23 protein-coding genes are annotated in these 24,707 nt (G+C 60.6%); 9 read left to right on the top strand and 14 right to left on the bottom strand.

The window, feature by feature from the left end; translation table 11 throughout:
- On the top strand, positions 1-1,548 hold a 1,548-nt coding region (groL, locus tag ABSE61_RS19680; RefSeq protein WP_423872800.1), incomplete at its 5' end, for a chaperonin GroEL.
- A 131-nt stretch (positions 1,549-1,679) separates the two neighbouring features.
- On the opposite strand, the gene ABSE61_RS19675 is transcribed toward groL, so the two are convergent.
- Positions 1,680-2,564: a LysR family transcriptional regulator gene (locus ABSE61_RS19675; RefSeq protein WP_423872799.1), complete on the bottom strand. Its 885-nt coding sequence runs from the start codon at positions 2,562-2,564 to the stop codon at positions 1,680-1,682.
- 149 nt (positions 2,565-2,713) lie between these two features.
- On the opposite strand from ABSE61_RS19675, the gene ABSE61_RS19670 reads away from it, so the two are divergent.
- From ABSE61_RS19670 to ABSE61_RS19650, 5 genes are all read left to right on the top strand, one after another.
- On the top strand, positions 2,714-3,460 hold the full coding sequence (locus ABSE61_RS19670; protein ID WP_423872798.1) for an SDR family NAD(P)-dependent oxidoreductase: 747 nt from the start codon (positions 2,714-2,716) through the stop codon (positions 3,458-3,460).
- 33 nt (positions 3,461-3,493) lie between these two features.
- Positions 3,494-4,342 (top strand): alpha/beta fold hydrolase, encoded by an 849-nt coding sequence (locus ABSE61_RS19665; RefSeq protein WP_423872797.1) that lies wholly within the window; start codon positions 3,494-3,496, stop codon positions 4,340-4,342.
- Positions 4,343-4,382: 40 nt separating this feature from the next.
- Positions 4,383-5,129, top strand: coding sequence for an SDR family NAD(P)-dependent oxidoreductase (locus tag ABSE61_RS19660; protein ID WP_423872796.1), 747 nt, complete (start codon positions 4,383-4,385; stop codon positions 5,127-5,129).
- Positions 5,130-5,172: 43 nt separating this feature from the next.
- Positions 5,173-5,916: a 3-oxoacyl-ACP reductase family protein gene (locus ABSE61_RS19655; RefSeq protein ID WP_423872795.1), complete on the top strand. Its 744-nt coding sequence runs from the start codon at positions 5,173-5,175 to the stop codon at positions 5,914-5,916.
- A 608-nt stretch (positions 5,917-6,524) separates the two neighbouring features.
- Positions 6,525-6,788: a hypothetical protein gene (locus ABSE61_RS19650; protein ID WP_423872794.1), complete on the top strand. Its 264-nt coding sequence runs from the start codon at positions 6,525-6,527 to the stop codon at positions 6,786-6,788.
- 214 nt (positions 6,789-7,002) lie between these two features.
- On the opposite strand, the gene ABSE61_RS19645 is transcribed toward ABSE61_RS19650, so the two are convergent.
- A complete protein-coding gene (locus ABSE61_RS19645; RefSeq protein ID WP_423872793.1) occupies positions 7,003-7,257 on the bottom strand; it encodes a hypothetical protein in 255 nt (84 codons plus the stop codon).
- 1,288 nt (positions 7,258-8,545) lie between these two features.
- Here ABSE61_RS19645 and ABSE61_RS19640 point away from each other — a divergent pair.
- Complete coding sequence (locus tag ABSE61_RS19640) at positions 8,546-8,827, top strand: PilZ domain-containing protein (protein WP_423872792.1); 282 nt, start codon at positions 8,546-8,548, stop codon at positions 8,825-8,827.
- 620 nt (positions 8,828-9,447) lie between these two features.
- Here ABSE61_RS19640 and ABSE61_RS19635 read toward each other — a convergent pair.
- From ABSE61_RS19635 to ABSE61_RS19605, 7 genes are all read right to left on the bottom strand, one after another.
- Positions 9,448-9,795 (bottom strand): hypothetical protein, encoded by a 348-nt coding sequence (locus tag ABSE61_RS19635; protein ID WP_423872791.1) that lies wholly within the window; start codon positions 9,793-9,795, stop codon positions 9,448-9,450.
- Positions 9,796-9,900: 105 nt separating this feature from the next.
- A complete protein-coding gene (locus ABSE61_RS19630) occupies positions 9,901-13,038 on the bottom strand; it encodes a bifunctional diguanylate cyclase/phosphodiesterase (protein WP_423872790.1) in 3,138 nt (1,045 codons plus the stop codon).
- A gap of 213 nt (positions 13,039-13,251) precedes the next feature.
- Positions 13,252-14,463: a signal peptidase I gene (gene lepB, locus ABSE61_RS19625; protein WP_423872789.1), complete on the bottom strand. Its 1,212-nt coding sequence runs from the start codon at positions 14,461-14,463 to the stop codon at positions 13,252-13,254.
- A gap of 18 nt (positions 14,464-14,481) precedes the next feature.
- Positions 14,482-15,033 carry a GNAT family N-acetyltransferase gene (locus tag ABSE61_RS19620; RefSeq protein WP_423872788.1) on the bottom strand — a complete coding sequence of 184 codons (552 nt, stop codon included), beginning with the start codon at positions 15,031-15,033 and terminating at the stop codon, positions 14,482-14,484.
- A 109-nt stretch (positions 15,034-15,142) separates the two neighbouring features.
- Positions 15,143-16,198 (bottom strand): DUF2778 domain-containing protein, encoded by a 1,056-nt coding sequence (locus tag ABSE61_RS19615; RefSeq protein ID WP_423872787.1) that lies wholly within the window; start codon positions 16,196-16,198, stop codon positions 15,143-15,145.
- Positions 16,199-16,565: 367 nt separating this feature from the next.
- Complete coding sequence (locus ABSE61_RS19610) at positions 16,566-18,074, bottom strand: glycosyltransferase family 39 protein (protein ID WP_423872786.1); 1,509 nt, start codon at positions 18,072-18,074, stop codon at positions 16,566-16,568.
- 7 nt (positions 18,075-18,081) lie between these two features.
- Positions 18,082-19,215, bottom strand: a complete 1,134-nt coding sequence (locus tag ABSE61_RS19605) for a glycosyltransferase (RefSeq protein WP_423872785.1) — start codon at positions 19,213-19,215, stop codon at positions 18,082-18,084.
- Positions 19,216-19,534: 319 nt separating this feature from the next.
- On the opposite strand from ABSE61_RS19605, the gene ABSE61_RS19600 reads away from it, so the two are divergent.
- Together ABSE61_RS19600 and ABSE61_RS19595 are read left to right on the top strand one after the other, a co-directional pair.
- Positions 19,535-20,362, top strand: coding sequence for a DUF72 domain-containing protein (locus tag ABSE61_RS19600; protein WP_423872784.1), 828 nt, complete (start codon positions 19,535-19,537; stop codon positions 20,360-20,362).
- Positions 20,363-20,377: 15 nt separating this feature from the next.
- Positions 20,378-20,839: a DUF488 domain-containing protein gene (locus ABSE61_RS19595; protein WP_423872783.1), complete on the top strand. Its 462-nt coding sequence runs from the start codon at positions 20,378-20,380 to the stop codon at positions 20,837-20,839.
- Positions 20,840-20,849: 10 nt separating this feature from the next.
- Here the strand turns inward: ABSE61_RS19595 and ABSE61_RS19590 are convergent, their stop codons facing one another.
- The 5 genes from ABSE61_RS19590 to ABSE61_RS19570 all read right to left on the bottom strand — a co-directional run bounded on the left by ABSE61_RS19590 (position 20,850) and on the right by ABSE61_RS19570 (position 24,699).
- Positions 20,850-21,260, bottom strand: coding sequence for a DUF2000 family protein (locus ABSE61_RS19590; protein ID WP_423872804.1), 411 nt, complete (start codon positions 21,258-21,260; stop codon positions 20,850-20,852).
- Between the two features lie 120 nt (positions 21,261-21,380).
- The gene (locus ABSE61_RS19585; RefSeq protein ID WP_423872803.1) at positions 21,381-21,770 is read right to left on the bottom strand and encodes a DUF4189 domain-containing protein; all 390 of its coding nucleotides are present in this window, start codon (positions 21,768-21,770) and stop codon (positions 21,381-21,383) included.
- A gap of 136 nt (positions 21,771-21,906) precedes the next feature.
- On the bottom strand, positions 21,907-23,511 hold the full coding sequence (locus ABSE61_RS19580) for an NTP transferase domain-containing protein (RefSeq protein WP_423872782.1): 1,605 nt from the start codon (positions 23,509-23,511) through the stop codon (positions 21,907-21,909).
- A gap of 152 nt (positions 23,512-23,663) precedes the next feature.
- Positions 23,664-24,371, bottom strand: coding sequence for an XdhC family protein (locus tag ABSE61_RS19575; RefSeq protein ID WP_423872781.1), 708 nt, complete (start codon positions 24,369-24,371; stop codon positions 23,664-23,666).
- A 4-nt stretch (positions 24,372-24,375) separates the two neighbouring features.
- Entirely contained in the window at positions 24,376-24,699 is a 324-nt protein-coding gene (locus ABSE61_RS19570; protein WP_423872780.1) for an XdhC family protein, read from the bottom strand.
- Positions 24,700-24,707: the final 8 nt, after the last annotated feature.

The raw sequence follows: 24,707 nt of genomic DNA, 5'->3' as shown, positions 1-24,707 counted from the left end.
AAGGGCCGCAACGTCGTGCTCGACAAGTCGTTCGGCGCCCCCCGCATCACCAAGGACGGCGTCACCGTCGCCAAGGAAATCGAGCTTGAAGACAAGTTCGAGAACATGGGCGCCCAGATGGTACGCGAAGTCGCCTCCAAGTCGGCCGATGCTGCCGGCGACGGCACCACCACCGCAACGGTTCTTGCCGCTGCGATCGTCCGCGAAGGCGCCAAGTCGGTTGCCGCCGGCATGAACCCGATGGATCTGAAGCGCGGTATTGATCTCGCGGTGGAAGCCGTGGTCGCCGACCTCGTCAAGAACTCCAAGAAGGTCACCTCGAACGAGGAAATCGCCCAGGTCGGCACGATTTCGTCGAACGGCGACGCCGAGATCGGCAAATTCCTCGCCGATGCGATGAAGAAGGTCGGCAACGAGGGCGTCATTACGGTTGAAGAAGCCAAGTCGCTCGAAACCGAACTCGATGTCGTCGAAGGCATGCAGTTCGACCGCGGCTATATCTCGCCCTACTTCGTCACCAACGCCGACAAGATGCGCGTTGAAATGGACGATGCCTATATCCTGATCAACGAGAAGAAGCTGTCCTCGCTCAACGAGCTGCTGCCGCTGCTCGAGGCCGTGGTGCAGACCGGCAAGCCGCTGGTCATCGTCGCGGAAGACGTCGAAGGCGAGGCTTTGGCCACGCTTGTGGTGAACCGTCTCCGCGGTGGTCTGAAGGTCGCCGCCGTCAAGGCGCCGGGCTTCGGCGATCGCCGCAAGGCCATGCTGCAGGACATCGCGGTCCTGACCGGCGGCCAGGCGATCTCGGAAGACCTCGGCATCAAGCTTGAGAACGTCACCCTCAACATGCTTGGCCGTGCCAAGAAGGTGATGATCGACAAGGAAAACACCACGATCGTCAACGGCGCCGGCAAGAAGGCCGACATCGAAGCGCGCGTTTCGCAGATCAAGGCGCAGATCGAGGAAACCACCTCGGACTACGACCGCGAGAAACTCCAGGAGCGTCTGGCCAAGCTCGCCGGCGGCGTCGCGGTGATCCGCGTCGGCGGCGCGACTGAGGTCGAGGTGAAGGAGCGCAAGGATCGCGTGGATGACGCGATGCATGCGACCCGTGCGGCTGTGGAAGAAGGCATCGTTCCGGGCGGCGGCGTCGCCCTGCTCCGTGCTTCCGAGGCGCTCAAGGGCATCCGCACCAAGAACGACGACCAGAAGACCGGCGTCGAGATTGTGCGCAAAGCACTGTCCTGGCCGGCGCGCCAGATCGCGATCAACGCAGGCGAAGACGGCTCGGTGATCGTCGGCAAGATCCTCGAGAAGGATCAGTATGCCTTCGGCTTCGACAGCCAGACCGGCGAATACGGCAACCTGGTCACCAAGGGCATCATCGACCCGACCAAGGTGGTTCGCGCCGCGATCCAGAACGCAGCCTCCGTGGCCGCGCTTTTGATCACGACCGAAGCCATGATCGCCGAACTGCCGAAGAAGAACGCCGGCGGTGGCGCTGGCGGCATGCCTCCGGGCGGCGGCATGGGCGGCATGGATTTCTGATCCGGTCTGGTCCGGACGCGATGCGGCATTCTTCATGCCGCTTCGCGAGAAGCCGGGACCTCGCTCCCAATCACGAAATGCAAAACCCCGGCATCGCTGCCGGGGTTTTTGTTTGAAGAACCGTCTCCATCTCATCGCTCCGCCGTGAGTTCGTCGATACGAGACAGAAACGTCTTCAGGACCTGAGACGTGTTGGCCTTGTGATAGCCGATGGCGACGTCGATCGTCGGCGCTTCGCCCCTCAGCGGCCGGCTGACCACCGACCATGGCAGGAAATGCCGTGCCGAGGCCGGCAACAGCGCCACCCCGCGCGTCGATGCGACGAGCGAAATCGCCATCGCGTAATTGTCGATCTCGAACGATGGCGTGATTTCAAGCTTTCGCCGCTTGAGATAGTCGGCGATGACGCCGCGCAGCACGCGCGGCACCTTCGATATGCCGATATAGGTCTCCCCGACAAAATCCCTCACGTCGACGCTCTTGCGGTCGGCCAGCTTGTGGTCGCTCGGCAGGATTGCAACCAGCGGCTCCTTCGCAATCACCTTGAGCGCGATGTCGGGATTCTGCTCGGCACGCAGAAAGGCAATGTCAAGTTTGCCCTGCCCCAGTTCGCTGGCAAGCGCCGCCGAATGGTCGCTCGAAACCCTGATCTCGATCTTGGCAAGTTCGCCGCGCAAGAGACCTGTCGCGCGCGGAAGCCAGTCGACTTCCTGGCCGGTGGTAAAGCCGACCGCGAAGACCTGCTTGGCTGGTTGAGTGGCGCGGCGCGCCGCTTCTGCCGCGGCCTCGGCCTGCGTGAGCGCGAGCCGCGCATGATCGAGAAAGGCGCGGCCGCCGGCGGTCAATTCAACGCCATGCACGCTGCGGGTCAGTAACGGCACCCCGACCTCATATTCCAAGTCCCTGATTTGCCGGCTCAGCGAAGGCTGAGCTGTATGCAGACGCTTCTCGGCAGCCACCGTGAGGCTGCCCTCCTCAGCGACCGCAACGAAATAGCGTAGATGACGGAGCTCCATACCATGCCTCCCAAGCATGATGTGGAGCTTACAAAGTCTTTTTCAAAAGCACCAGACCGCCACAAATAAGCATCTGACAACGGCACCGTACTTGCCCGGCATACCCGACCGGTAGGGTTCGGGCCGGGTCAGGCCAAAGGACAATTGCCATGACCACTCCCGTCATCCTCATCACCGGCGCGCTCACAGGCATCGGACGCGCCACCGCTTTAGCCTTCGGACGCGAAGGCGCCACCGTCGTGTTATCCGGCCGCCGCCAGGCCGAAGGCGAGGCGCTGGAGGCCGAACTGCGCCGCCTCGGCGCCGAGGCCGCGTTCATCCCCGCCGATGTCCGCCATGAGGACGACGTTCGGCGCCTGGTCGATCAGACCGTCGCCCGCTTCGGCCGCCTTGATGTCGCCGTCAATAATGCCGGGACCGAGGGCCAGCCGGGTCCGCTCACCGCGCAGACGCCCGAAAGTTACGCTGCGACGTTCGACACCAACGTGCTCGGCACGCTGCTCAGCCTGAAGCATGAACTGCGGGTGATGCAGCCGCGGGGCACAGGCAGCATCGTCAATATTTCCTCGACCATGGGCGAGCGCGGCGCAGCCAATCTCGCGCTTTACGTCGCGAGCAAGCACGCGGTCGAAGGCCTGACCAAGTCGGCCGCGTTAGAGGCCGCCGCTTTCGGCGTCCGCGTCAACGCGGTTGCACCCGGCCCGACCGATACCGCCATGCTCGATCGATTGACCGGCACGCCGGACAAGAAGGCGGCGTTCTATGCCGCGGTGCCGCTCAAGCGGGGCGCCAACCCTCAGGAGATCGCCGACGCCGTGACGTTTCTCGGTTCGGCAAGGGCGTCCTTCGTCACCGGCCAGATCATCCGCGTCAATGGCGGCAAGACCGCGAGCTGATCCGCTTCTCTCGAAAACAACAGGAGTTCTGTCATGACTACCTACACCCACCAGACCGCGCCCACGCAATTCGTCGAGGCCACCGGCATCCGCTTCGCCTATCGGCGCTTCGGCAAGACAGGCAGCGTGCCGATCGTCATGAACATTCACTTTCGCGGCACCATGGACCACTGGGATCCGGTGATTACCGACGGGCTGGCCGAGCGCCGCGAAGTGATCATGTTCGACAACGCAGGTGTTGGCGCGAGCTCGGGCGAGGTGCCGCCGACTTTCCCCGATATGGCAAGGGACGCGATCGCCTTTATCAAGGCGCTCGGAATCAGCAAGGCCGACATCCTGGGATACTCGATCGGCGGCAAGATCGCTCAGGAGATCGCCGTGCAAGCGCCGGATCTGGTGCGCAAGCTGGTCCTGGTAGGCACTGGCCCTCGCGGCGCCGACACCGCCGCCAGCAAAGCGGCGGAGATATTTTCCGCGACGTATGATCCGCCCGAACATCTCTGGATCGCCGCGCATTTCTCAGCCTCTCCCGCCGGCCGGGCAGCCGGTCTCGCGTATCTTGAACGCAAGCACCGCCGCCGGGACCGCAGTCCAGAAGTCAGCGAGGCATCCGCTGCCACCCAGTACCAGGCGATCGCCTTGTCGAACAAGAAGGTCGATGGCGTTCTTGATTACTTAAGTGAAATTCATCAACCGGCGCTCGTCGTGCATGGCCACAACGACCTGATCATTCCCACAGTCAACGGATTCACCCTGCAACAGCACCTGCCGAACGCGCAGCTCATCATCTTTCCGGATTCCAGCCACGCTCCTTTCTACCAGTATCCGGAAACGTTTATCCGCGAAGTCTCGGCGTTCCTCGACCAGGAAAAATGGGCATGAGCCGCCGCCTTCTCAACTTTGCATGACACGGAGAATGACCATGACCAATCTCAAGGGAAAAACCGCTCTCGTCACTGGCGCCTCGCGCGGTATCGGCCGGGCCAGCGCGCTGGCCCTCGCCAAACTCGGCGCGCAGGTGCTTATCCACTACGGCAGCGCCGCGAAGGAAGCCGAAGAAGTCGTAGCCGAAATCCGCAAAAGCGACGGCAAGGCCGATGCGATCGCCGCCGATCTCGCGGCAGCCGACGGCCCCCACAAACTGGCGCGGCAGGTTCGCTCCATCGTCGGCGACCGGCTCGACATTCTGGTTGCCAACGCCGGCGTGGCGAAATCGGCTTCTATCGAAGAGACGACGGTTGAGGATTTCGACCGGCTGTTTGCGGTCAATGTCCGCGCGCCGTTCTTCCTGGTGCAGCAGTTGCTGCCGATCATGCATGAGGGCAGCAGCATCGTGCTGCTCTCCTCGCTCGCCGCACATGCCGTGGTCGGCTCGCTGCCGGCTTACGCTGCGACCAAGGGCGCCATCGACACGCTGGTGAAGCATTTTTCGTCCGCCCTCGGCGCGCGTGGCATCCGGGTCAATGCGGTGGCACCCGGCGTTGTTGCGACCGACATGTCGTCCTTCACCAAGACGAACGAAGGGCGCGATTACGCGCTCGGCCTGCAAACCTTTAAACGCATCGCGCAGGCCGACGACGTCGGCGATGCGATCGCTTTCCTCGCCTCGTCGGAGGCGCGCTGGATCACCGGCGACACGATTCACGTCGACGGCGGCTCGAAGCTGTGAACCGCCTCGACACTTTCTCTCGCAACTCATAAGGAGATTCCCCATGTCAGGAAAACTTGAAGGCAAGACCGCATTCGTGACCGGAGCCTCGCGCGGTATCGGTGCGGCAATCGCAAAACGTCTCGCTGCCGACGGCGCGCGGGTCGCCATCACCTATTCGAAGGGCGCCGACGCGGCCGCGGCGGTGGTCGAGACCATCAAAGACGCCGGCGGACAGGCGATCGCGATCCAGGCGGATGCGACCGACGCTGCGGCGGTCCAGTCCGCCATCGACAAGATGGTGACCTCGTTCGGCAAACTCGATGTACTGGTGAACAATGCGGGCACGGCGATCCCGAAGACATTCGAAGAAAGCACACTGGAAGAAACCGATCGCGTCATCGACCTCAACCTGCGCGGTGTATTCATCGCAACCCATGCCGCGCTGAAGCACATCAACAATGGGGGCCGCATCATCAACATCGGGTCTTGCGTCGGCGAACGCATGATGACCCCCGGGCTCGTCGCCTACTCTGCGACCAAGGGAGCCATCCGGATGTTTACGCAAGGACTGGCCCGGGAGGTGGGAGACCGCGGTATCACCGTCAACAATATCCAGCCGGGCCCAATCGACACAGAACTCAACCCGGCCTCGGGCGATTGGGCTGAACCCCAAACGGCTAATACCGCGCTCAAACGCTACGGGACCGTGGACGACGTCGCGGCCATGGTGGCCTTCGTTGCGGGGCCGGAAGCATCCTATATCACGGGCGCCAATCTGACCGTCGACGGCGGTACCAACGCCTGAAGTTGGCTTTAGAGGCAAAAACCCCGGCAGCGATGCCGGGGTTTTGTTTGGACATCGAAAAGAGGTCACCACAAGTCTCCGAAAATGACGTAACAGACGCCGTAGTTTCGCAAGACGAACGACATGATGGCGGACGGCGAAGCCGTGTGGTCCTGACGTCTCGACGCTGACGTTCAACCTGGTGACGATGCCTGCGCATCGCACCGGGGATGGTGACAAAAGAGCCGATTACCAGGGAGAGCCCGAAGCAAGCCGTCAAAACAGTCGCACGGGGAAATGCCGGAATGTTTCGGCGTACCTGTGGTGAATTACTCGTGTGTTTTTATTTTACACACGAGGCTACGGGTGCGGCGAGCACCCGGCATTCCCTGCGCCCTCTTCTTTTGAGGGTTTAATTCAATAACTCAGACGCATTCGCGCCGTGAGATGGCAAGGCATGTTCGCCGGGCTGTTTGACATTCAAATAGGATACGAACGTCTCGCTCCTCGGATGGTCCCAACACGTCAGGTCCGCTGTCACATCATTCTTAAAGCACACTGTGGACTCTAAAGGGTCCAACCGGCTCGGTAGTGGTCGGCCGAAGAGAACCCAAGTCCAGGGAGCAGGTATGACCAACCTAATAGCAGGCTGCCGCGAAATCGAATTGTTGTGCAGACAACGCGCCATTTCAGACCTCGCGCACAGCTGGAAATGGCTGGGAGAGGCTGACCGTTGGAGCGATCTGGCGCATCGGGAAATAGCCTCTCGTTTTCAAAATAACGAGATGCATGCCGGTCCAATGGCAATGGGACCAAACAACGTTGAAGGTGACTCTTACCAGCAGAAGCACGAGTCGATGCTGCGCCTGCAATCCGTAACGTGCGGCGGATAGCGTTCGCACGCAACGCCAAGGGATCACAGCAATCAATCGAGGCTGTCCAAGTTTACGACCAACACGCGGACCGATAAATCAGGTCAAGTACGATCAGCATGCCGACACTCCCGACGGCGGCGAGTGTGAGCCACTCAAAGGTGCGCCAGCGGCGCGGTGAGTTGTCGCGCCATCGACGTGGTGGGATATAGCGGGCTTCCACGACAACCTCGGTCTAGGCGCGCGTTCGACGCCGGAGCGGCGTCACGCGCGCCTGTCGTCGAAGGGCGTGCTGAAAATATTTACGTGCGATCTCGTCCAACACAGCCGAGACCAACTCATCAGCACCTGCTACGTCTTTACGCTTCGCCTCGCGAAGAAAATCGGCAACATCTTCCTTCAATATGCTGAGACTCGCCTCGTCAGAAATTGGCGCCGCCAATTGAAGTCGTTCGCGCGCGCGCAATATTTCATTTCGTGAGGGCATCATGGCCTCCGAAGAATTTTTGGGTATTTGGACGCAAGGAAGCGTTTTGACCAGGTTGTTCGCAACCAGGAGGTGGGGAAGTTGAGGCCCGGGTTAGGGGGTCCGATCCCGCAGATCATTTGGATAACAGGTCACGAAGTGTCCGGTTCCTGACCTAACACCGCGGACCGATTGTTCCGGGCGTGGAACTACTGGTTCCCAGTCTGCGTTTCATTCCCCATTGCAGGAGAACCGCAGTGTCCCGCCAATCGCCCACAACGTATCTCACCGCCGATGAACTAAGACAGATTGCGGCAATATGGTCGGAAAACGAAGGACATCCGGCGTTTGTTGCGGCTGGCGACACGTCCATCCGCGCGTCGATCGGCAAATGCGCAGCGGCCGGAAAAGGAATGTCTCGTCAGTCCAGTCTGGTGGACGCGTGATGACGACCCTATCGACCCTCCTTGCTCGAAAGCAGAAGCTGTTAGAGCGGCTGCACGAAAATCCCGGCCCGAACGAGCGCAGAGATCGAGGGTTTTATCGCCCAAATCGATATGGCTTTAAATTTACTCGAAGAGCCGGGCGAGAGTAGCGACGAGCAATAGGCTGGCTATGCACGTCTGAGGGTAGAGTGTTCGCACGTTGTCTGATCCAGTGACCACGAACGAGTGCGCTAGGCGCTTCGTTTCTCCTCCCGCAAACTCTAGCTCTCGGCGCGCGGCCAGTCCGCTCGACCGGGAGCTTTTTTGGCACCGCCGCAAGCGGCGGCGACCCGATCAAGCAGAACGCTGATTGCCTGAGCTGCACCCCACTGGCGGGCTTGCCCTTCCCTCCCTGGCGACCACCGTGATGGTCCAGCGCATGGGATGATGCTCTTTCACCGAACGGACCATCCCCGTGACCGGCAATCCATTCAACATCACAGTCGCCTTCAGGCCCCGATATTGAGCGAAGCGGGAACGTCGGGCTTCGATGGGATCGGTAATCTCGATAGATCGCATGCATCAACACCAATGGTCGCGGTACGCGAAACGATTCCGCGACGATCTGCACGATATAGAGCAACCGTTAACAATTCCGATCCGGCGCTTTGACTTACAACGCGCTCAAATCATCCGGCACGGTTGCCAAATTTGGGGGATGTCGAGTATTTCTACGCACAGAAGAATTAACGTCTACCTAGAGCGATCCGTGCTGAAGTAACCTCGAGTAAATGGCCATTCGTTTCTTATTGGCACAAATTTTGGTCGGTACGACGCCCGTGTGTCCGAACGGATTAATATGAAGGTGCTGTCTACCAAGGCTGACTATGCCTCCGCCTAAAAGCAATCGACGTACATCGCCGAGACGTACACGCATCCACGGCGGATGGGTCACGGTGGTCGGAGAGGCCAGCGGCCGCGAGTGCAAAGTGCTCAACGTGTCAGCCGGCGGGGCAAAGCTCATAATGGAGATCGCGCCGAGAATTGGCACCAAGTTCTATCTCTCAGCTTCCCCCAACGCCGCACGCAGAAAGCAGTGCGTGGTAATCTGGCGGCGAAGTTCGACCGTCGGGATTAAGTTCTTATCTGAGTTCCGTTCGGTCAATTAGGTTCCCAAACTGGTAACACGCGGCTTCGGCGCGCTCACACGAGGCAGATTAATCGATTGTTGGAGTTGGTGAGCGTTATTGACCAGCGAATCAGTGTTTACCCTGCTCTGTTAGGTAACGGGCTGCTTTGTTTATCGCCTTGCTTGGTGACTGAGAGTATTGTGTTTCCGCACTCCAATTCGGGAAATCGCTATGATCAGCGCAAAACAGTGCAGGATGTACGCTGCCGAGTGCAAGATGCGTGCGTCGTCGAGTGATGTTTCAACTCAGCGATCAGTTGAGCATAGGATCATGGCGCTCAATTGGCTCGCATTAGCAGATGAGATTGATCGCGAACGCCTGTCGAGCCACATATGCGGAATTTTCATCGTAGGCCGCCGTTCAGATTCTCAATTTCCTGAGGCATTTTTGTCGCTACGCTAGGCGCCGCTCTCATCTAGTTTTACCTGTGGCTTGTCGTGCAGGGTCGTGCATGACCGCACTCGACAGCGAAATTGTGAACCTCAATGTGGCCGTTGTAGTCGGTGAGTCCAGGCGCCGTGAGATGGCGAAGACATGTTCGCCGGGCTGTTTGACATTCGAATAGGATACGAACGCGTTTTTGTCGTACCTCTGCGCCCTCACTCGTTCGAGGTCTTCTTTTTCATGTCTGACTTGATCTCGTCCGTCATTTGGATGCAGGTGACGAGATCGAGGTAGCTCGTCGTACCCAGCGAGCGAGCCTCGCTTACGCATTGGTCTCGTGTGGAAGCGGGGGTCGATGTCCAGAGCGTATTGAGCTGTTGCTTTGCAGCTTCCTCATCATGCTCACAGTCCGCGGTGCTCTGTCCCGCGGTTGAATGCGACCTCTTCGCGTCGGCCGACCTCGCCTCGCATAGCGCCTTGATGTTCAGCTCGGGCACCCGGCCGAATGCAAGCGGGGTAAATAGCGGCAGCGATATGGTTAGCAACACCAGGACACGCTTCATGCGAATCCCCTCCTGCAATGAGGTTTCGAACGAAAGAACTTGTGTGGAGCGTTGCGGTTCCCGTGCCGGGCGTAACTTTGGCGCGATCTGAGCCGGCCGTTCGAACTATGCCACCCGCTCCTTGCGCGCGAGCGTGGCGCTCAGGTCGAGCTGAGCGATCGGCACCGGCCGGCCGAACAGATAGCCCTGCACCAGGTCGACCCCCGCCGCACGCATGTATTCGAGCTGCTCTTCCGTCTCGACGCCCTCGGCAGTCGTGACGGTGCCGAGCCCCTGCGCGAGCGCGAGCGTCGAGGCGACGACGGCCTTGCAGTCCCGGCGGCTGAGGACGCCTTGCGTGAACGACTTGTCGATCTTGATCTTGTCGAACGGAAAGTTCGCCAGATAATTGACAGAAGAATACCCTGTGCCGAAATCGTCGAGCGCCATGGATATTCCGAGATTCTTGAGCTGGCGTATCGTGGTGAGGTGAGCTTCCTGGTTCTCAAGAAGCGAGGTCTCGGTGATCTCAAGCTCCAGCCGTGCGGGCGTGAGACCTGTCTCCACCAGGGTCGACAAAATCACCTCGAAGAGGTCGTCCTTTTTGAACTGAATAGCCGAGATATTGATGGCCAGCTTGACGTGCGCGGGCCAGGAAGCGGCGTCCGCGCAAGCCCGCCGCAGAATCCACTCGCCAAGCGGCACGATAAGGCCGGTCGATTCCGCGAGCGGAACGAACTTGTCCGGCCCAATCAGCCCCTTGGCCGGATGCCGCCATCGGACCAGGGCCTCGACGCCGCACAACGTTCGCGTCTTCGCATCCACAACGGGCTGGTAATGCAGTTCGAATTCCTGGCGCTCGATCGCATCGCGCAGCTCGATCTCCGCGGTGCGCTGCGTATCGGCAACCTCCAGAAGCTCGCTTCGGAAGAACCGGTAATCGTTTCTTCCATTGGCCTTGGCGTCGTAGAGCGCAAGGTCCGCCCGTTTCAGGAGTCCCTCCGGATCACTCTCATGTTCCGGGGCCAGCACAATTCCGATGCTGGCGCCGAGATTGGCCCTGTTGCCGTTGAGATCGAACGGCTGCGAAATGGCGGCGATGATCCGAAGCGCGAGCGCAATCGCTGCCTCGTGCTGATTAGCTCCGCCCTCCTGAATGATCGCAAATTCGTCACCGCCCAATCGCGCCAGTACGTCGGTTTCCCGGACCGTGGACTGCAACCGTTGTCCGACCTCAACCAGCAATTGGTCGCCGGCCGGATGCCCCAGCGTGTCGTTGACGGCTTTGAACCTGTCGAGGTCGATCATCATGACGGTGACCGCACCGCCGTTCCGCTTCAGTCGCTTGCTCGCCTCTTCGAGCTTGGCATTGAATTCGGCGCGGTTCGCAAGTCCCGTCAGCGCGTCGTGGCGCGCCAGGTGGATGATCTCCGCCTCCGCCCGCCGCCGTTCAGTGATGTCTTCGTGCGTTGCCAGCCAGCCGCCGTCGGCCATCGGCTGGCGGGTCACCAGGATGAAGCGCCCGTCGGAAAATTCGTCGACCCTGCTCGATGCCGCATCCTTCGGAAGCTGGTTCAACGAAGCAATTTTTTTCCGTGCCGCCAGGTCGCTCGTCTCACCCTTGAGAATGCCGCGAGAGATTCGATCGGCAATGATGGCCTGGTGAAGCGTTCCGATTTTCAGCAGATCCGGCGACAACCGGTACAGTTCGGCATAGCGTTCGTTCCAGACCACGAGCCGCCTCTGGCCGTCGAACATGCAAAGCCCCTGCGCCATGTTGCTCAAGGCTGCGTCAAATTGCATGTTGATGCGTGCGAGTTCGGTCGCCTGCTGAAAAGTGTCCTGCTCCTGGCGCGTCCGTTCGGTAATGTCTTCATGGGTGGCGACCCACCCGCCATCGGACAGCGGTCGGTGCGTGATTTGAATCGAACGTCCATCCTTGGATTGCAGGGTAACCGTCTCCCCGCGTGCAACATGTTCGAGAATTCGGGTGCAATATTCGTCGATATCGACCAGAATGAAGCCGAGCTCATTTCGATGGCTTATCAGGTCGCGCAGATAGCAACCGGGTTTGACCACTTCGGGCGACAACCCGTACATCTCAATATATCGCTGGTTGCAGACGACGAGACGTTTGGTTCGATCGAACAACGTCAAGCCCTGCGTCATATTCTCGACGGCGGTATCGAGGCGTTGCTTTTCCAGCTTGACGCGATTCTGCGAAGACTGATGCTGCCAGGACAGGCGCCGGACGATCAGCACGAGAATGACAGCGGCGATGATTGCCGAAAGACTTGCGGCGATGATCAGGAATTTGGTTTGTGCACGCCAGTCGGCGAGAGCGGAGGCGACCGTGGTCGTCGCCACCACCGTCAACGGAAATCGGGCCAGGCTCCGTACGGCAACCAGCCGCTCCGAACCGTCAACAGGGCTGATCACCCGGGAAGTACCGTGATCCAGACTCAACACGGCCGCCTGCGGCGTCGAGCCGACCTTGAAGTTCTTGCCGATGATCTCCTCGACATGGGGATATCGCGCCAGCAGCACGCCGTCATGGTGGTGCATGATAATCGCAGCACCCTTTCCGAGCGCGACGGCCGAAAAGAACTCCTCGATTTTTGCCGGCGCGATGGCCCGCGAAACAATGCCCAGGAACTGGCCGTTCGGCCCATTCACCTTGTGGGCGATCATTATTTTCCACTGCGAAGTGAAGCGGCTATACACCAGTGCGATCTGCAGGTTCGGTGCCTCGGGGTCGAACTTGAAGGTCTTGAAGTAAGCGCGATCGTCGATCTTGACGTTTGGAACGGGCGAGACTTCCGACGAATTGATCAGGATGCCGTCCGCGTCGTAGATGTTGACGCCGGCGATTTTGTAAGCGCGGCTGACCCTTTCCTTCAACTGCAGGTGCATTTCGTGCGTTGACATCCGGCGCTTGAAATCGTCGGGAGACACGATCCCGGCCTGATGGATCTGTTCGACGAGGTCGATTAACGGCACCTCGACATCGTCCAGTTCCTGGTCGAAGTGGCGGGCAAGCAACAACGTGGTATTTTCCAATTCCCGCGTGCTGCTCTCGATCGCGTGGTCACGGAAATTCGCGATCATGACCGCGGTGCCGATCGCAATGGCCACGATCAGCAGAATGCCGGAAATGACGAGCCAGCGAATTGGATTGCGTCGGCCAGGCTGCTCGCCGTCGGCAAAACCGCCGACGTCGACCGCACCCTTTCCACCGACCAAGTTTTTGCTGGTTTTCAGCATTTTTTTCACTCCCCGGCGGACAAGAATAAAATCCGAGCGTGGAGTTCGCGTTAGCAATATCGGTTATTAAAGCGTTAAAATCGCTGGTCGATTTTACTGACGGGCGTCGCGCTTTTGATAACGGCGACGCATTTTCGCAGGACGCATCTCGGTTCCCGCGCATTTTCGGGCGCGGCCACTGCGCTGTTCGAGCTTCGAACAGGAAGCGCATCCTCACCGCACCAGCTTGCCGATCCGATCGGTGCGAACACGCGCCGGCGCGCCGCCTCCATCCTCGCGCGAGAAGAAAATCAAGCTTACGCGGCCAATCAAATTATCAAAGGGAACATAGCCGACTTGCGAGAGCACACGGCTGTCGGTTGAGTTATCGCGATTATCGCCCAGCATGAAAAAATGACCTTCCGGGACGGTATAAACATCGGTGTTATCGAGAAAGCTGTTGTCCACGCAATCGAGCGTCTCGTAAGTCACGTCGTTCGGCAATGTTTCCTGCCAACGTCTCGCCGACGTGCCGGATGCCGATCCGCACGCACCGTCATCAAAAATGCGGGCCAAAGGCTCGCGCTTGACCGGCGTGTCATTGATGTAAAGACGGCCTTGTTTCATCTGAATGCGATCGCCGGGCAGTCCGACGACACGTTTCACGTAGTCGACTGCCTGGTCTTTCGAAACGCGAAACACGACGACATCACCGGGCGTCGGTTCGGCGGAAAATATTCGGCCCGAAGGTAGCGGTGCCGAAAATGGTGGCGAAAAGCGGCTATAGCCGTAGGCGAACTTCGAAACGAGAACATAGTCACCGACAAGCAGCGTCGGACTCATGGAGGCCGACGGAATATTGAACGGCTGGTAGAGAAGACCGCGAATGAAGAGCGCAGCCGCAAGTCCCAGAACAAGATTGAACACATAAGTCAGTATCGTCCGCCAGAACCCGAAATGCTCGATACGCCCCAGCATCAACAGGAAGACGATCAGCGACCACAACGATGAAGCCGCCACCAGCAATGGAACGAGGTCCAGGGCTGTTCCGCGACCGTTCGCGGCACCGATCGCAACGATCACGATGAATCCGAGGATCGTCGGCACGCTACTCCAGGCAAACGCGGCGCGCAGGTGAAGAGCAGGCGCCCGTCCGCCTAACAGGCGACCGATCCAACTCAGTAACAACCCCGCCAGATATAACCACGCGATGCCGACGAGTATGCCAAGCAACACGAGGCCCAGCCCAAGCTGCCAGTTCAGCAGATAGGTTGCGCCGTCGATCACCGAAATCTGGTTGTAGAGGCTCGCGACCGTGCCGAGGATCGCCAGCAGCCAGACCAGGTAGGTCGGTCGGGTCGCAACGAGGCGTTCAATGGTGAGGCGCGGGCTGAACCACACGGTGATCCACGGAGATCGGGCGCCTTCGTCCGGCGTCAGCGTCATGAAAGCCCCTCTCCCGACTCACGCCAACAGTGCGCGGCCCCCTGCTTCATAGCGGCCTTTTCTGATCTCGAAAATAAAATACGGCTGATCGCCGGAAAGCGCGCGGGTGAACAGGCCTTCGCGTTTGACCCCGCCGATCTTGGTCATCGCGCCCTGCGAGCGCCAATTCTCGTGGCCGACCCAAAACACAACGGTCTCGACGAAGCTGAAAGCGTGGTCGAGCATCATGCGCTTGACCTCGCGATTGGCGCCGCCGCCCCAATGGCTGCGGGCGAGAAAAGTCCAGCCGATCTCGATTTCGCCGATCTCGGGCTCGTAGCCGTAATAACGGCTCGATCCGATCAGGCGGCCGGTGACACGGTCGACGAACGCAAAGCCCATGTTTGAAGCGACCGCACCGTCGAAGAATTTTCGAAATTCAGGCTCGGTGTATCGGGTGGAAACCGGATGTACTTCCCAGATCTTCGGATCGGAGCCGGCCGCATAGAGCTCCGTCCAGTCATCCGGTCTGATCGGTCTGATGGTGATGCTGGGGCCGACCAGCGTCGGCTGAAAATCTGGCTCGGACATAGGAGCAAGATTACCGACACGCCCGAAAAACCGAAAGCGGAAATGAACCCAAAGTGGATGAAGCGGGAGCCCTTGAAGTGCAAGTCCTTGAAGCGGAGGTCCCGCCTGCTTAGTCCACGCGCGCGACCACAGCGAGCTTGCGGATGCCCTGGTTGTGGTAGGCGCTGAGGAAGGCGTTGTAGTCGCGGAACGAGACGCAGCCGTTGGAATCGCCGTTCGGCCCCAGCATGAAGGAGTGCGCGAGCAGGCCTTCGCGGCCAAAGATCGCGTCCTCACCGCCGACCGGCGTCAGCCGCAACGCAGCTACGCCGTGAAACAACGACTCGCGCGGTTTCAGCGTGTAGATATGCGGCGGCGTCACGCCGCGCATGCGAACGCGGGAGGAATGCGGATCGTCGAGATTTGAGCCCAGGCCGGAATGCGCATCGAGCTTGGTGCCGTCGGGCAGATATACCGTGTGCGCGGTGATGTCGTAGATGGCGGTGTCGCGGTCGTAAGGCGGCGAACCACCCAGCATCGGATTCTGCTCGCGGCCGACGCTGCCGGTGACATTCACTGTGGCGCTGGCGTCGGCGGAAGCATAAGCTAAAACTGGATTACGCGAAGACGGCTCCTTGCCCCATAGCTTGTCGACGATCGACTGACGCTCGCCGGAGCCGAGCGACAGAATCGCATTCTTCGCGCGCTGCGCCATGTCGCGGATCTTGCCCATGCCCTTCGGAGGATCTTCCGGCGGCGCCGCCGGCGAAGCCGACGCGAGCTGGAATTTTGCGGCCTCCTTTGACGGCTCCTTCGGTGTCTCTTTCGCCTTGGGCGCTTCGGCGAGCTTCAGAGGTTCGGGCTTCGGCGCGATCGCGAGCTTTACGGGTTCTTCCGGCACGGGAGACGGCGCGACACCTTGCGGCGAAGCGGCGGCGAAACGATCGAGGAAGGAAAGCGCGGGCTCGACTGGTGTGGCTTCCGGCGCCTCAATCGTCGGAGGCTCAACCCGCACAACGCTGTGGACGGAGAAATCGACGAAACGGCGCGCGACCGGCGCATCGAAACTGGTGCTGCCGAGTTCAGGATAAGGGCTCGCCGCAAAAATATTGGCGTATAGCGTCCAGCCGCAGCCGACCACGAGACCGATCACTGCAGACGCAGTGATCAGACTTTGCGAGGTCACTTTGCGGGCTGGTCTCTTAAGAGTGGGTGCCGCGAACTCGTAACACGCAACTAAACTAATATTCATTCGCCTTGCATCCGGACTGGTTCCACCTCGTCTCCCCCATAACCGCCGCTCCAAGGTGCACGGCGCGGGCACCTTCGAACGGCGGCCAGTACGATCGTCCGCCGAACTCATCGGCAGCATTTCGCAGAGGTGCGGGACGGCATTAAGGCAAGTTTTAGTTAAATGGCGATTAAGTGCGGGGCAGTTGTGAGGCAGTCCCGAAATGAAACGGATTTGCGGCGGAAAACCCCGTAAAGTGCCGTGGCTCTTCGCAATTCACTTTCCTTGAATCCGCCATATTTACGCGAGCAACCGCGCGCCTTTACTGCAGCTCCAGCGGCGGCGAATTGTCGAGAACGGCGCGCTTCGCCCCCTCAACAAGATCGAGCCCGTAGGTTTCGATCACGAGCGGTCCGCGCAGGCGCTTGAACTCAGCGACCCGCTCGATCTTGTTGAAGGTCTCCGTCACGTAAGGCTGGAGGTTGGCGCGCACTTCGTCGACCCACAGCAATTTGCCCGATAGTTTGGCCGGATCGGGCTCGGCCATGTTGACCCAGCGGATGCGCTGGGTCGGCTGCACCACGCAGGTGTCTTTGGGGAGATAAAACGCAAGCCAGCTTGCGGTGCCGTAGTCGGGCGCCAGCACGCAAGCCGCGCCGACACGCGCCCGCGTAGCCTCGATCTCGGCGGCGAGCACAGGCCAGCCGACGCCGATGCTGCGAACCGTGGCGTCGCGGCGAAAGCCTGATAGCACGCCCGTGTTGGCTTGCACGATCAAGGCGACAAACATCAAAACACCGACCGGCGAAGCCCAGCGCAGGCAAAAATCCGCGACGCGTTGCGAAACTCGCTCCCACCGCGTCAGGCTGGCGGCGACCGCGGCTGCGATCGCAAGCGCGGGATACACGGGTGCAAACCAGTTTGCTTCGACGCGGGCATGCAGCGAATGCCAGAGAAAATAGAGCGTGACGACCCAGAACATCACGCCGATCAGTACGCGTGAGGCGAGCGCGCCGCCCTCGCGCCGCATCAGCGCATAGAGGCCCATCGCGCCGAGAATGAAAACCAGCGGGGTCGCAAACGCAATCTGGGTCGGGATCAGCTCGCCAATGAATGAGAGCCTGAAACTAACGACCTCGCCACGGCCGAGTTGCTTGATGAAGGAAACCCAACCGTGATCGGCGTTCCAGAGAATGACGGGAGAAAAGACGATCAGCGCCACCAGCCCGCCGAGATAGAGCCAGGGTGAGAGCAACCACGGCCTTAGCTTGGGCACGACGATCAGCCAGATCAGGATCGCAGGCCCGAAGAACATCGCGGTGTACTTCGACACCAGTGCTGCGCCCGCGGCAGCGCCAACCGCGAGCCACCACGCGCCGCGCCCGCTCTCCAGCACCTTGGCGAGAAAAAACAGCACAAAGCTTGAGGCGACCAGGAGCGGCGAATCCGGCGTGACGATCAGGGTGCCGACCGCCGCCATCAAGGTGACATTCAAGAGAATGGCGGCATTGGCCGCCACGCGCTGGCTGCCGAACAGGATTTCGGCCGCGCGATATACCGCAAAGCTCATCGGCAGCGCGAGCACGATCGACACCAGCCGCACGCCAAGTTCGCTATCGCCGGCGATCATGGTGCCGAGACGGATCACCAGCGCCACGCCCGGCGGATGGTCGTAGTAACCGAGAGCGAGATTCTTCGACCAGATCCAGTAATAGGCTTCGTCGAAGGTGAGCGGCGTCAATGCCGCACCGACCAGCCGCAGCAACACGAGGGCCGAGACAGTCAGTATGGTGTTGCGAACGAGCCTCGTGCCGCCCTCGTTCGAAGTCATGGAAGGTTCATCGCTTGCGCCAGACGAACAGTCCGGACATCGCATAATTCCAGACCACGCCCATCAGTGCGCCGGCCGCACCCGCAAGCCACCAGATCGGCTGCTGATCGTAGACCGAGAACGCCACGCCGACATTGGCGAACAGGCCGACGCTGCAAACGAGGTAGAACAACAACAGGCCGCGCAGGATCGCAAAGCCTTTCAGCCGCTGGTCGCGATAGGTGAGGAAATTGTTCAGGATGAAATTGCTGGTCATGGCGCACAACGCGCCGCAGGCCTGCGCCCCCGCAAACGGAGCGTGGAAAATCTCAAGCGCCGCATAGAGCGCGGCCAAATGCACGACCAGCCCGAGCGAGCCGACCATCGCAAACAGTAAAAACCGCAGCGACACCACGTCGTTGGTGAGTTTTGCTAGCACGAGCCCGAGGAAGTCGAGCGCCACCATGGAGTCGAGCTTGCTCTCGCCATGCAGCCGCGAGCCGAACGTATAAGGAACCTCCTTGATGCGGAGCGTGCCGCGGGCAGTCGCCACTACATCAAGCAGGATCTTGAAGCCTTGTGTCGACAATTGCGGCGCGAGCTGTTCGAAGCGGTCACGGCGGATCATGAAGAAGCCGCTCATGGGATCGGCGACATCTACCCGCAGCACACGTTTGGCCACTTCGGTCGCAAGCGCACTGGCGCCCGCCCGCTGGCGGTTGAAACTCTGCGCGCTGCCGCCCTCGATGTAACGGCTGCCGACCACGAGATCGAATTCGCCACCTTGCAGCAGCGCGAGCATCTTCGGCAGTTGGGTCTCATCGTGCTGCAAGTCGGCGTCGATCACCGCTGCGCACGGCGCACTCGAGGCCAGGATCCCCTCGATGCAGGCACCGGACAGGCCGCGCCGTCCGATCCGCCGAATGCAGCGCACGCGACGGTCCTCGCGCGAGAGCTCGCGCAGGACCTGCCAGGTGCCATCAGGCGAATTGTCGTCGACAAAAATGGCTTCGAACGGGATGCCGGCCAGCGTCTTTTCCAGCCGCCGAAACAGCGTGGTAACATTGTCCCGCTCGTTGAAGGTCGGGATAACGACAGAAAGCTGAGGTAAACCAACGGCTTGCGCTGGATTCCCGCCCCCCATTGGCGAAGCGTCATTCATGACGCCAGCGTATATCCGATCGTGCGATGGGAGCCAAGGGAACGGCCGGAAACAACATTTTCAGGGTCAAGACATCCCCAAAAATGCCAACGACCACGAACAGATGGCGCGCGTACATCCGGCGCAGCCGAGCTATTTCGTGGTCGTCCCAGCGCCGGAGCTATGAAGCATCAACGTCGCCGTTGGATAGGATATGGGGACGATTACTCGCTTTACAAGGGGGCTCGATTGGCCGGGCACGCGAACTGGTCAACGCCAGCCGGTTTGACTACGCTTCGACCTCCGCCCCCTTTTTTCATATCCGAGAGCGAGATCGTCCGTGAGCAAAGCCCCCGCCTCCGAAACCGCCGCGAAATCCGGCCGCATCTTCATCGGCATTGGCGGCTGGACGTTCGAGCCGTGGCGCGGCGTGTTCTATCCTGAAAAACTTGTCCAGGCCAAAGAGCTGCAATACGCGGCCTCCAAACTTACCTCGATCGAGATCAACGGCACCTATTACGGTTCGCAGAAGCCGGAAAGCTTTCGCAAATGGGCACGCGAGGTGCCCGACGGCTTTGTGTTCTCGTTGAAAGGCCCGCGCTTTGCCACCAACCGCCGCGTGCTGGCGGAGGCCGGCGACTCCGTGAAACGGTTTTACGATTCCGGCGTGCTCGAACTCGGCGACCGGCTCGGCCCCGTACTCTGGCAGTTCGCGCCGACCAAGAAATTCGACGAAGCGGATTTCGGCAAATTCCTCGAGCTTCTGCCGCGCGAACTCGAGGGCCGCCATTTGCGTCACGTGGTCGAGGTGCGCCACGACAGCTTTTGCGTCCCTGGCTTCGTGGCGCTGATCCGAAAGTTTGAGACGCCTGTGGTGTTTGCCGAGCACGGCAAATATCCGGCGATTGCGGATGTCGCCAGCGATTTCGTTTACGCGCGGCTGCAAAAAGGCGATGACGAGATCAAGACCTGCTACCCGCCGAAACAGCTCGATGCCTGGGCAAAGCGGCTGCAACTGTGGGCCGAAGGCGGCGAGCCCGACGATCTTCCGCGCGTCGATGACGCGAAAATAAAGAAGATCCCGCGCGACGTCTTTGCTTACGTGATCCACGAAGGCAAGATTCGCGCACCCGCCGGCGCGATGGAACTGATCGCACGCGTCAGCTAACCGGGACGCTAGGCCGTGGCGAGGACGAAGAAGCTTTTCACCATCGGTTATGAGCAGACGCCGGCCAAATCGGTGCTCGACGAGCTTGAGCAGGCCGGCGTTAAACTGCTGGTCGACGTGCGGGCTGTCGCATCCTCGCGCCGCCCCGGCTTTTCAAAGAGCCAGTTAGCGGCTGGTCTCGACGAGCGCGGCATTTCGTATGTGCACTTGCGCGGGCTCGGCACGCCGAAAGAGGGCCGCCTCGCCGCCCGCGCCGGCGAATACGGCACTTTGCAAAAAATCTACGCTAGACATCTCAAGACGCCGCAAGCCAAAGAAGAACTCGACGAGCTGTCGGCACTGGTGAAAAAGGCAGGCCCGGTCTGCATCCTCTGCTACGAGCGCGACCACCTGCATTGTCACCGGCGATGGATTGCCGAAATCATCGAAGAACGCGACGGCGTGAGGATCGACAATCTCATGGCCAGACAGGCCTAGACAGGCCCACCTAGCTGTGGAATTTCAATCCGTCGACGATCTTGTCGACCACCTTGCGTTCGGCGCGCATCGCAATCCCAACCAGATTGAGATCGGCCCGGGCGACCGCCCTCATCACCTCGCGATTGGCGGCATCATGCGTCGTCCTGAACATGTCTTCCGTGTAAACGGCCGGCGTCACGTTGCGCGCCAACGCCCGCTCAAGTGCGCGGGAAAGCGCCGCGCGATCGGCGCCATAGATCAGGATCGGCTGTCCGATGAGCGATAGATAGCGCGAACCTGAACCGTCCAGATAGGGCTCACCGATGCATTCTGGAAACGCGGCCGCAATGCCGCCGGCGAGAAAGGAAGCAACGTTGAGCCTCTGCCAGGTTTCGAGATCCGTCCGGATCACGACCGCGATCTTGGTATCGAATTGCATGATGGCTCCAAACGACGTCATTCCGGTATCCGCGAAGGATCCGAAAAACCCGAAATATTAGAACAAGATTCCGGCTTCGAAGCTATCGCATCAACTCTTGTCGCGTCAGCCGTTGTCGCACTATCCCTTGGCGTCGCAGGCCCAGGCCCGGATCACGCATTCCTTGCCGCCATATTTGTAGCATTCGCGGGTGGCTTCGTTGAGCGAACTCGAAATATGCGGCTTGACCGCATAGCCGTGGGCACCGCAGGGATTGGCCATGTCGACGGAAAACGCAGCACAGGCGCGTTTCATGGTGACCGCTTTGCATTCGCCGTTGCATTGTTTGAGCGCGGCAGCGCGTGCCGCATTTTCAGCCGGATAGTCATAGGCCTGTCCGTAGGCGCCGCATTTTCCGATCGCGAATGCTCCAGCGGCCCGGCTTTCCGTCACGAAACGTGAGACACCGACCACAAGCGTGAAGGCAAGTACAAACAGCGCGCGGCGGCGCGCGACAGCAGTCGAAACGATCAAAATCCCCTCCCCCATCAGCGGGCGGAAATCTAAGAGAGAGGACGTTTCAACTTGGTGAACGGAAATTGCTGATCGAAAAATTTGCTGGACACGACGCGGGGACGATGACGCCGCGCTCTAGAGCCTGCGAAGTTTATCCGCCGCGCGCGGCTTCCAGCGCCTGGGGCGTATCGATATCGAGAAAGGCGCCGTCCCCCTCGACGGGGACCTCCGCCACCGCTTCATTATGTTTGGCAATGAGATGGCGGGCGCCGACATCGCCATCGAGCGTCATCAACTCGTTGAAAAAACGGCGCGACCACAACACGGGATTGCCGCGCCGGCCGTCGCTGACGGGGATCGCAATCAAATTGCCGCGATCCGGCGCGAAGGCGTCGATCAGCCGGTCGATCAAATCGGCCGAGATCATCGGCATGTCGCCGAGACAGATCACGGCGCCGTCCGCCTGTTTCGGCACCACCGATACGCCAGCCTTCACCGAGCTCGCAAGGCCATGCGCGAAATCGGGGTTACGAACGAAGGTCACCTTCAAGCCGGTCAGCGCTTTCTCTACCAGTTCAGCCTGATGGCCGGTAACAACAATAACGTCCTTGGCTTTTGAGGCGAGCGCCTGCTCGGTGACGATCCGGACCAGCTTTTGGCCGTCAAGTTCGGCCAACAGCTTGTTCGGACCACCCATCCGGGTCGAGCGGCCGGCAGCAAGTACGACCGCGCTGACATGGCGGTCGCCGTCGGCCTCAAGGCCTTCGCGCGGCTGCGGCCGTGTCACGATTTCCATCAACAGCCCGCCGACGCCCATCTCCGTCAACTCGGCGCGGGTTACCTTCAGCCCCGCGAGCAGACGCATCAGCACCCAGTCGAAGCCGTTTTCCACCGGCGAGCGCGCGCAGCCGGGCGCGCCAAGCACCGGAATGTTTCCGGCCTTGCCGATCAAAAGCAGATTGCCCGGATCGACCGGCATGCCGAAATGATCGATCACACCGCCAATGCCGGTGAGCGCCGCCGGTATCACATCGCGCCGGTCGGCAATCGCGGAAGCGCCGAACACGATCACGAGTTGCGCGCCAAGCCCAAGCAATTCCTTCATCGCCGCCTTCAACGCGGATTCGTCATGTGGCACGCGGCGCTCGGCGATAATGGCCGCCCCCGCAGGCGCCAGCCGCTCGGCGGTGACCTTGATCGTCTTGTCCACGACCTTTGGCGCCAGCCCCGGCAACAGGGTCGAGATCACACCGACGCGCTTGATGACATAGGGTGCGATTCGCAGCGCGCTGCCTGTGGCTGCCTCGACCGCCGCATCGCGCAGCTTCGCCTCGACCCCGAACGGGATCAGCTTGACGGTCGCAACCATCTCGCCTTCGACCACCGGCTTGAACGCCGGCAAGGTGGCAAAGGTAATGGCTTCGTCGACGCCGTTAATGCGATCGACCACGGCGCGGTCCACCACCAGCACGCCGGCTTTACCGGCGAACAGATTAGCGCGGCCGGTGAAGGCACGTTCGACATGGATGCCGGTCCCGGCAACCGCGCGCGCGATGCCGGCGGCGGCAACATCTTCCGAGACGTCGCCTTCCTCGAGCCGCACCACCACGATTTCCGCAACGCCAGCCCGGTTCAGCGCAGCAACTTCAGCCGGGCCGATCGTGGTGCCTTTTTTGAGCACCAGCGAACCCTGACGCAGGGTGTGGACGGTGACGCCGCCGATCGCATCCGCCGGACTGGCAGGGCCGAATTTCATAATAGTACCCACTTTCCGAAGTTCGTGCTCTATCGCAGCACCCACTTCCGCGAACTTCGGAAAGTCATGGGTACTATCAAATTTATTGATTCTAGTGCCGCCTTTCTATTTGACGTTCTTGGATCGAGTTCGCTGCCTGTGATGCAAGAACGTCAAATAGGCGGCACTAGCGCTTCTTTTTCTTTCGGCATCCGCAGGCTCGCGGTGATCTCGGCCATGATCGACACCGCGATTTCGGACGGCGAGACCGCGCCGATCGCGAGTCCAACCGGCGCATGAATGCGCGCGATATCAGCGTCGGTCGCACCCTGTCCCTTCAAGCGATCGCAGCGTTTGGCGTGCGTCTTACGCGAGCCGAGTGCACCGATATAGAAGCAGTCGCGCGCAAAGGCGTGCAGCAGCGCCGGATCGTCGATCTTCGGGTCATGGGTCAGCGCCACGAACGCCGTATAGTGGTCGATATTGAGCGGCGGCAGCGCGACGTCGGGCCATTCGGCAATCAAAGGCACGTCCGGAAAACGCTCGGGGCTCGCAAAGGCGGTGCGCGGATCGACCACCGTCACATCGTAGCCGAGCGAGCGCGCCAAGGGCGCCAATGCCTGGCTGATATGGACCGCGCCGATAATCACCATGCGCGCGGTCGGCGCATAGACGTTGAGAAACAGCTTTTTGCCGCCGACCTCGACATTGGCGCTCTTGCCCATGCGCAATTGCCTGGAAAGCTCGGCTGCCAAGGGATCGGCGGCGAAGTCTTTGGCCTTGACCAGGCGCTGCTCGCCATTGGCGGTGTCGGTGACCACAATCACCGGCCGCCGCGCGGCGCGCTCTTCATTGAGTTGTTTCAGTGTCGCTAGTTTCACCTATTTACCCAACTTTCTCGACAAACACGCGGATTGTGCCGCCGCAGGACAGGCCGACATTCCAGGCGGTCTCGTCGGCGACGCCGAATTCGAGCATCTTGGAATTGCCGCTGGCGATCACGTCCAGCGCCTCGGTGACGACGGCGCCCTCGACGCAGCCGCCGGAGACGGATCCTAAGAACGTCCCGTCATCGTTGATCACAAGGTTGGAGCCGGCCGGGCGCGGCGCCGACCCCCAGGTTTCGACGACGGTGGCCAATGCCACACCGTGGCCGGCCTTCTGCCAGTCTTCGGCGGCCTTCAGAATGTCTTCGTCGCGATCGAGCATGGAAGCCT

The organism is Bradyrhizobium sp. (assembly GCF_049519115.1).
In the GTDB taxonomy this organism is placed as follows: domain Bacteria; phylum Pseudomonadota; class Alphaproteobacteria; order Rhizobiales; family Xanthobacteraceae; genus Bradyrhizobium.
This window is presented reverse-complemented; position numbering and strand designations above follow the sequence as displayed.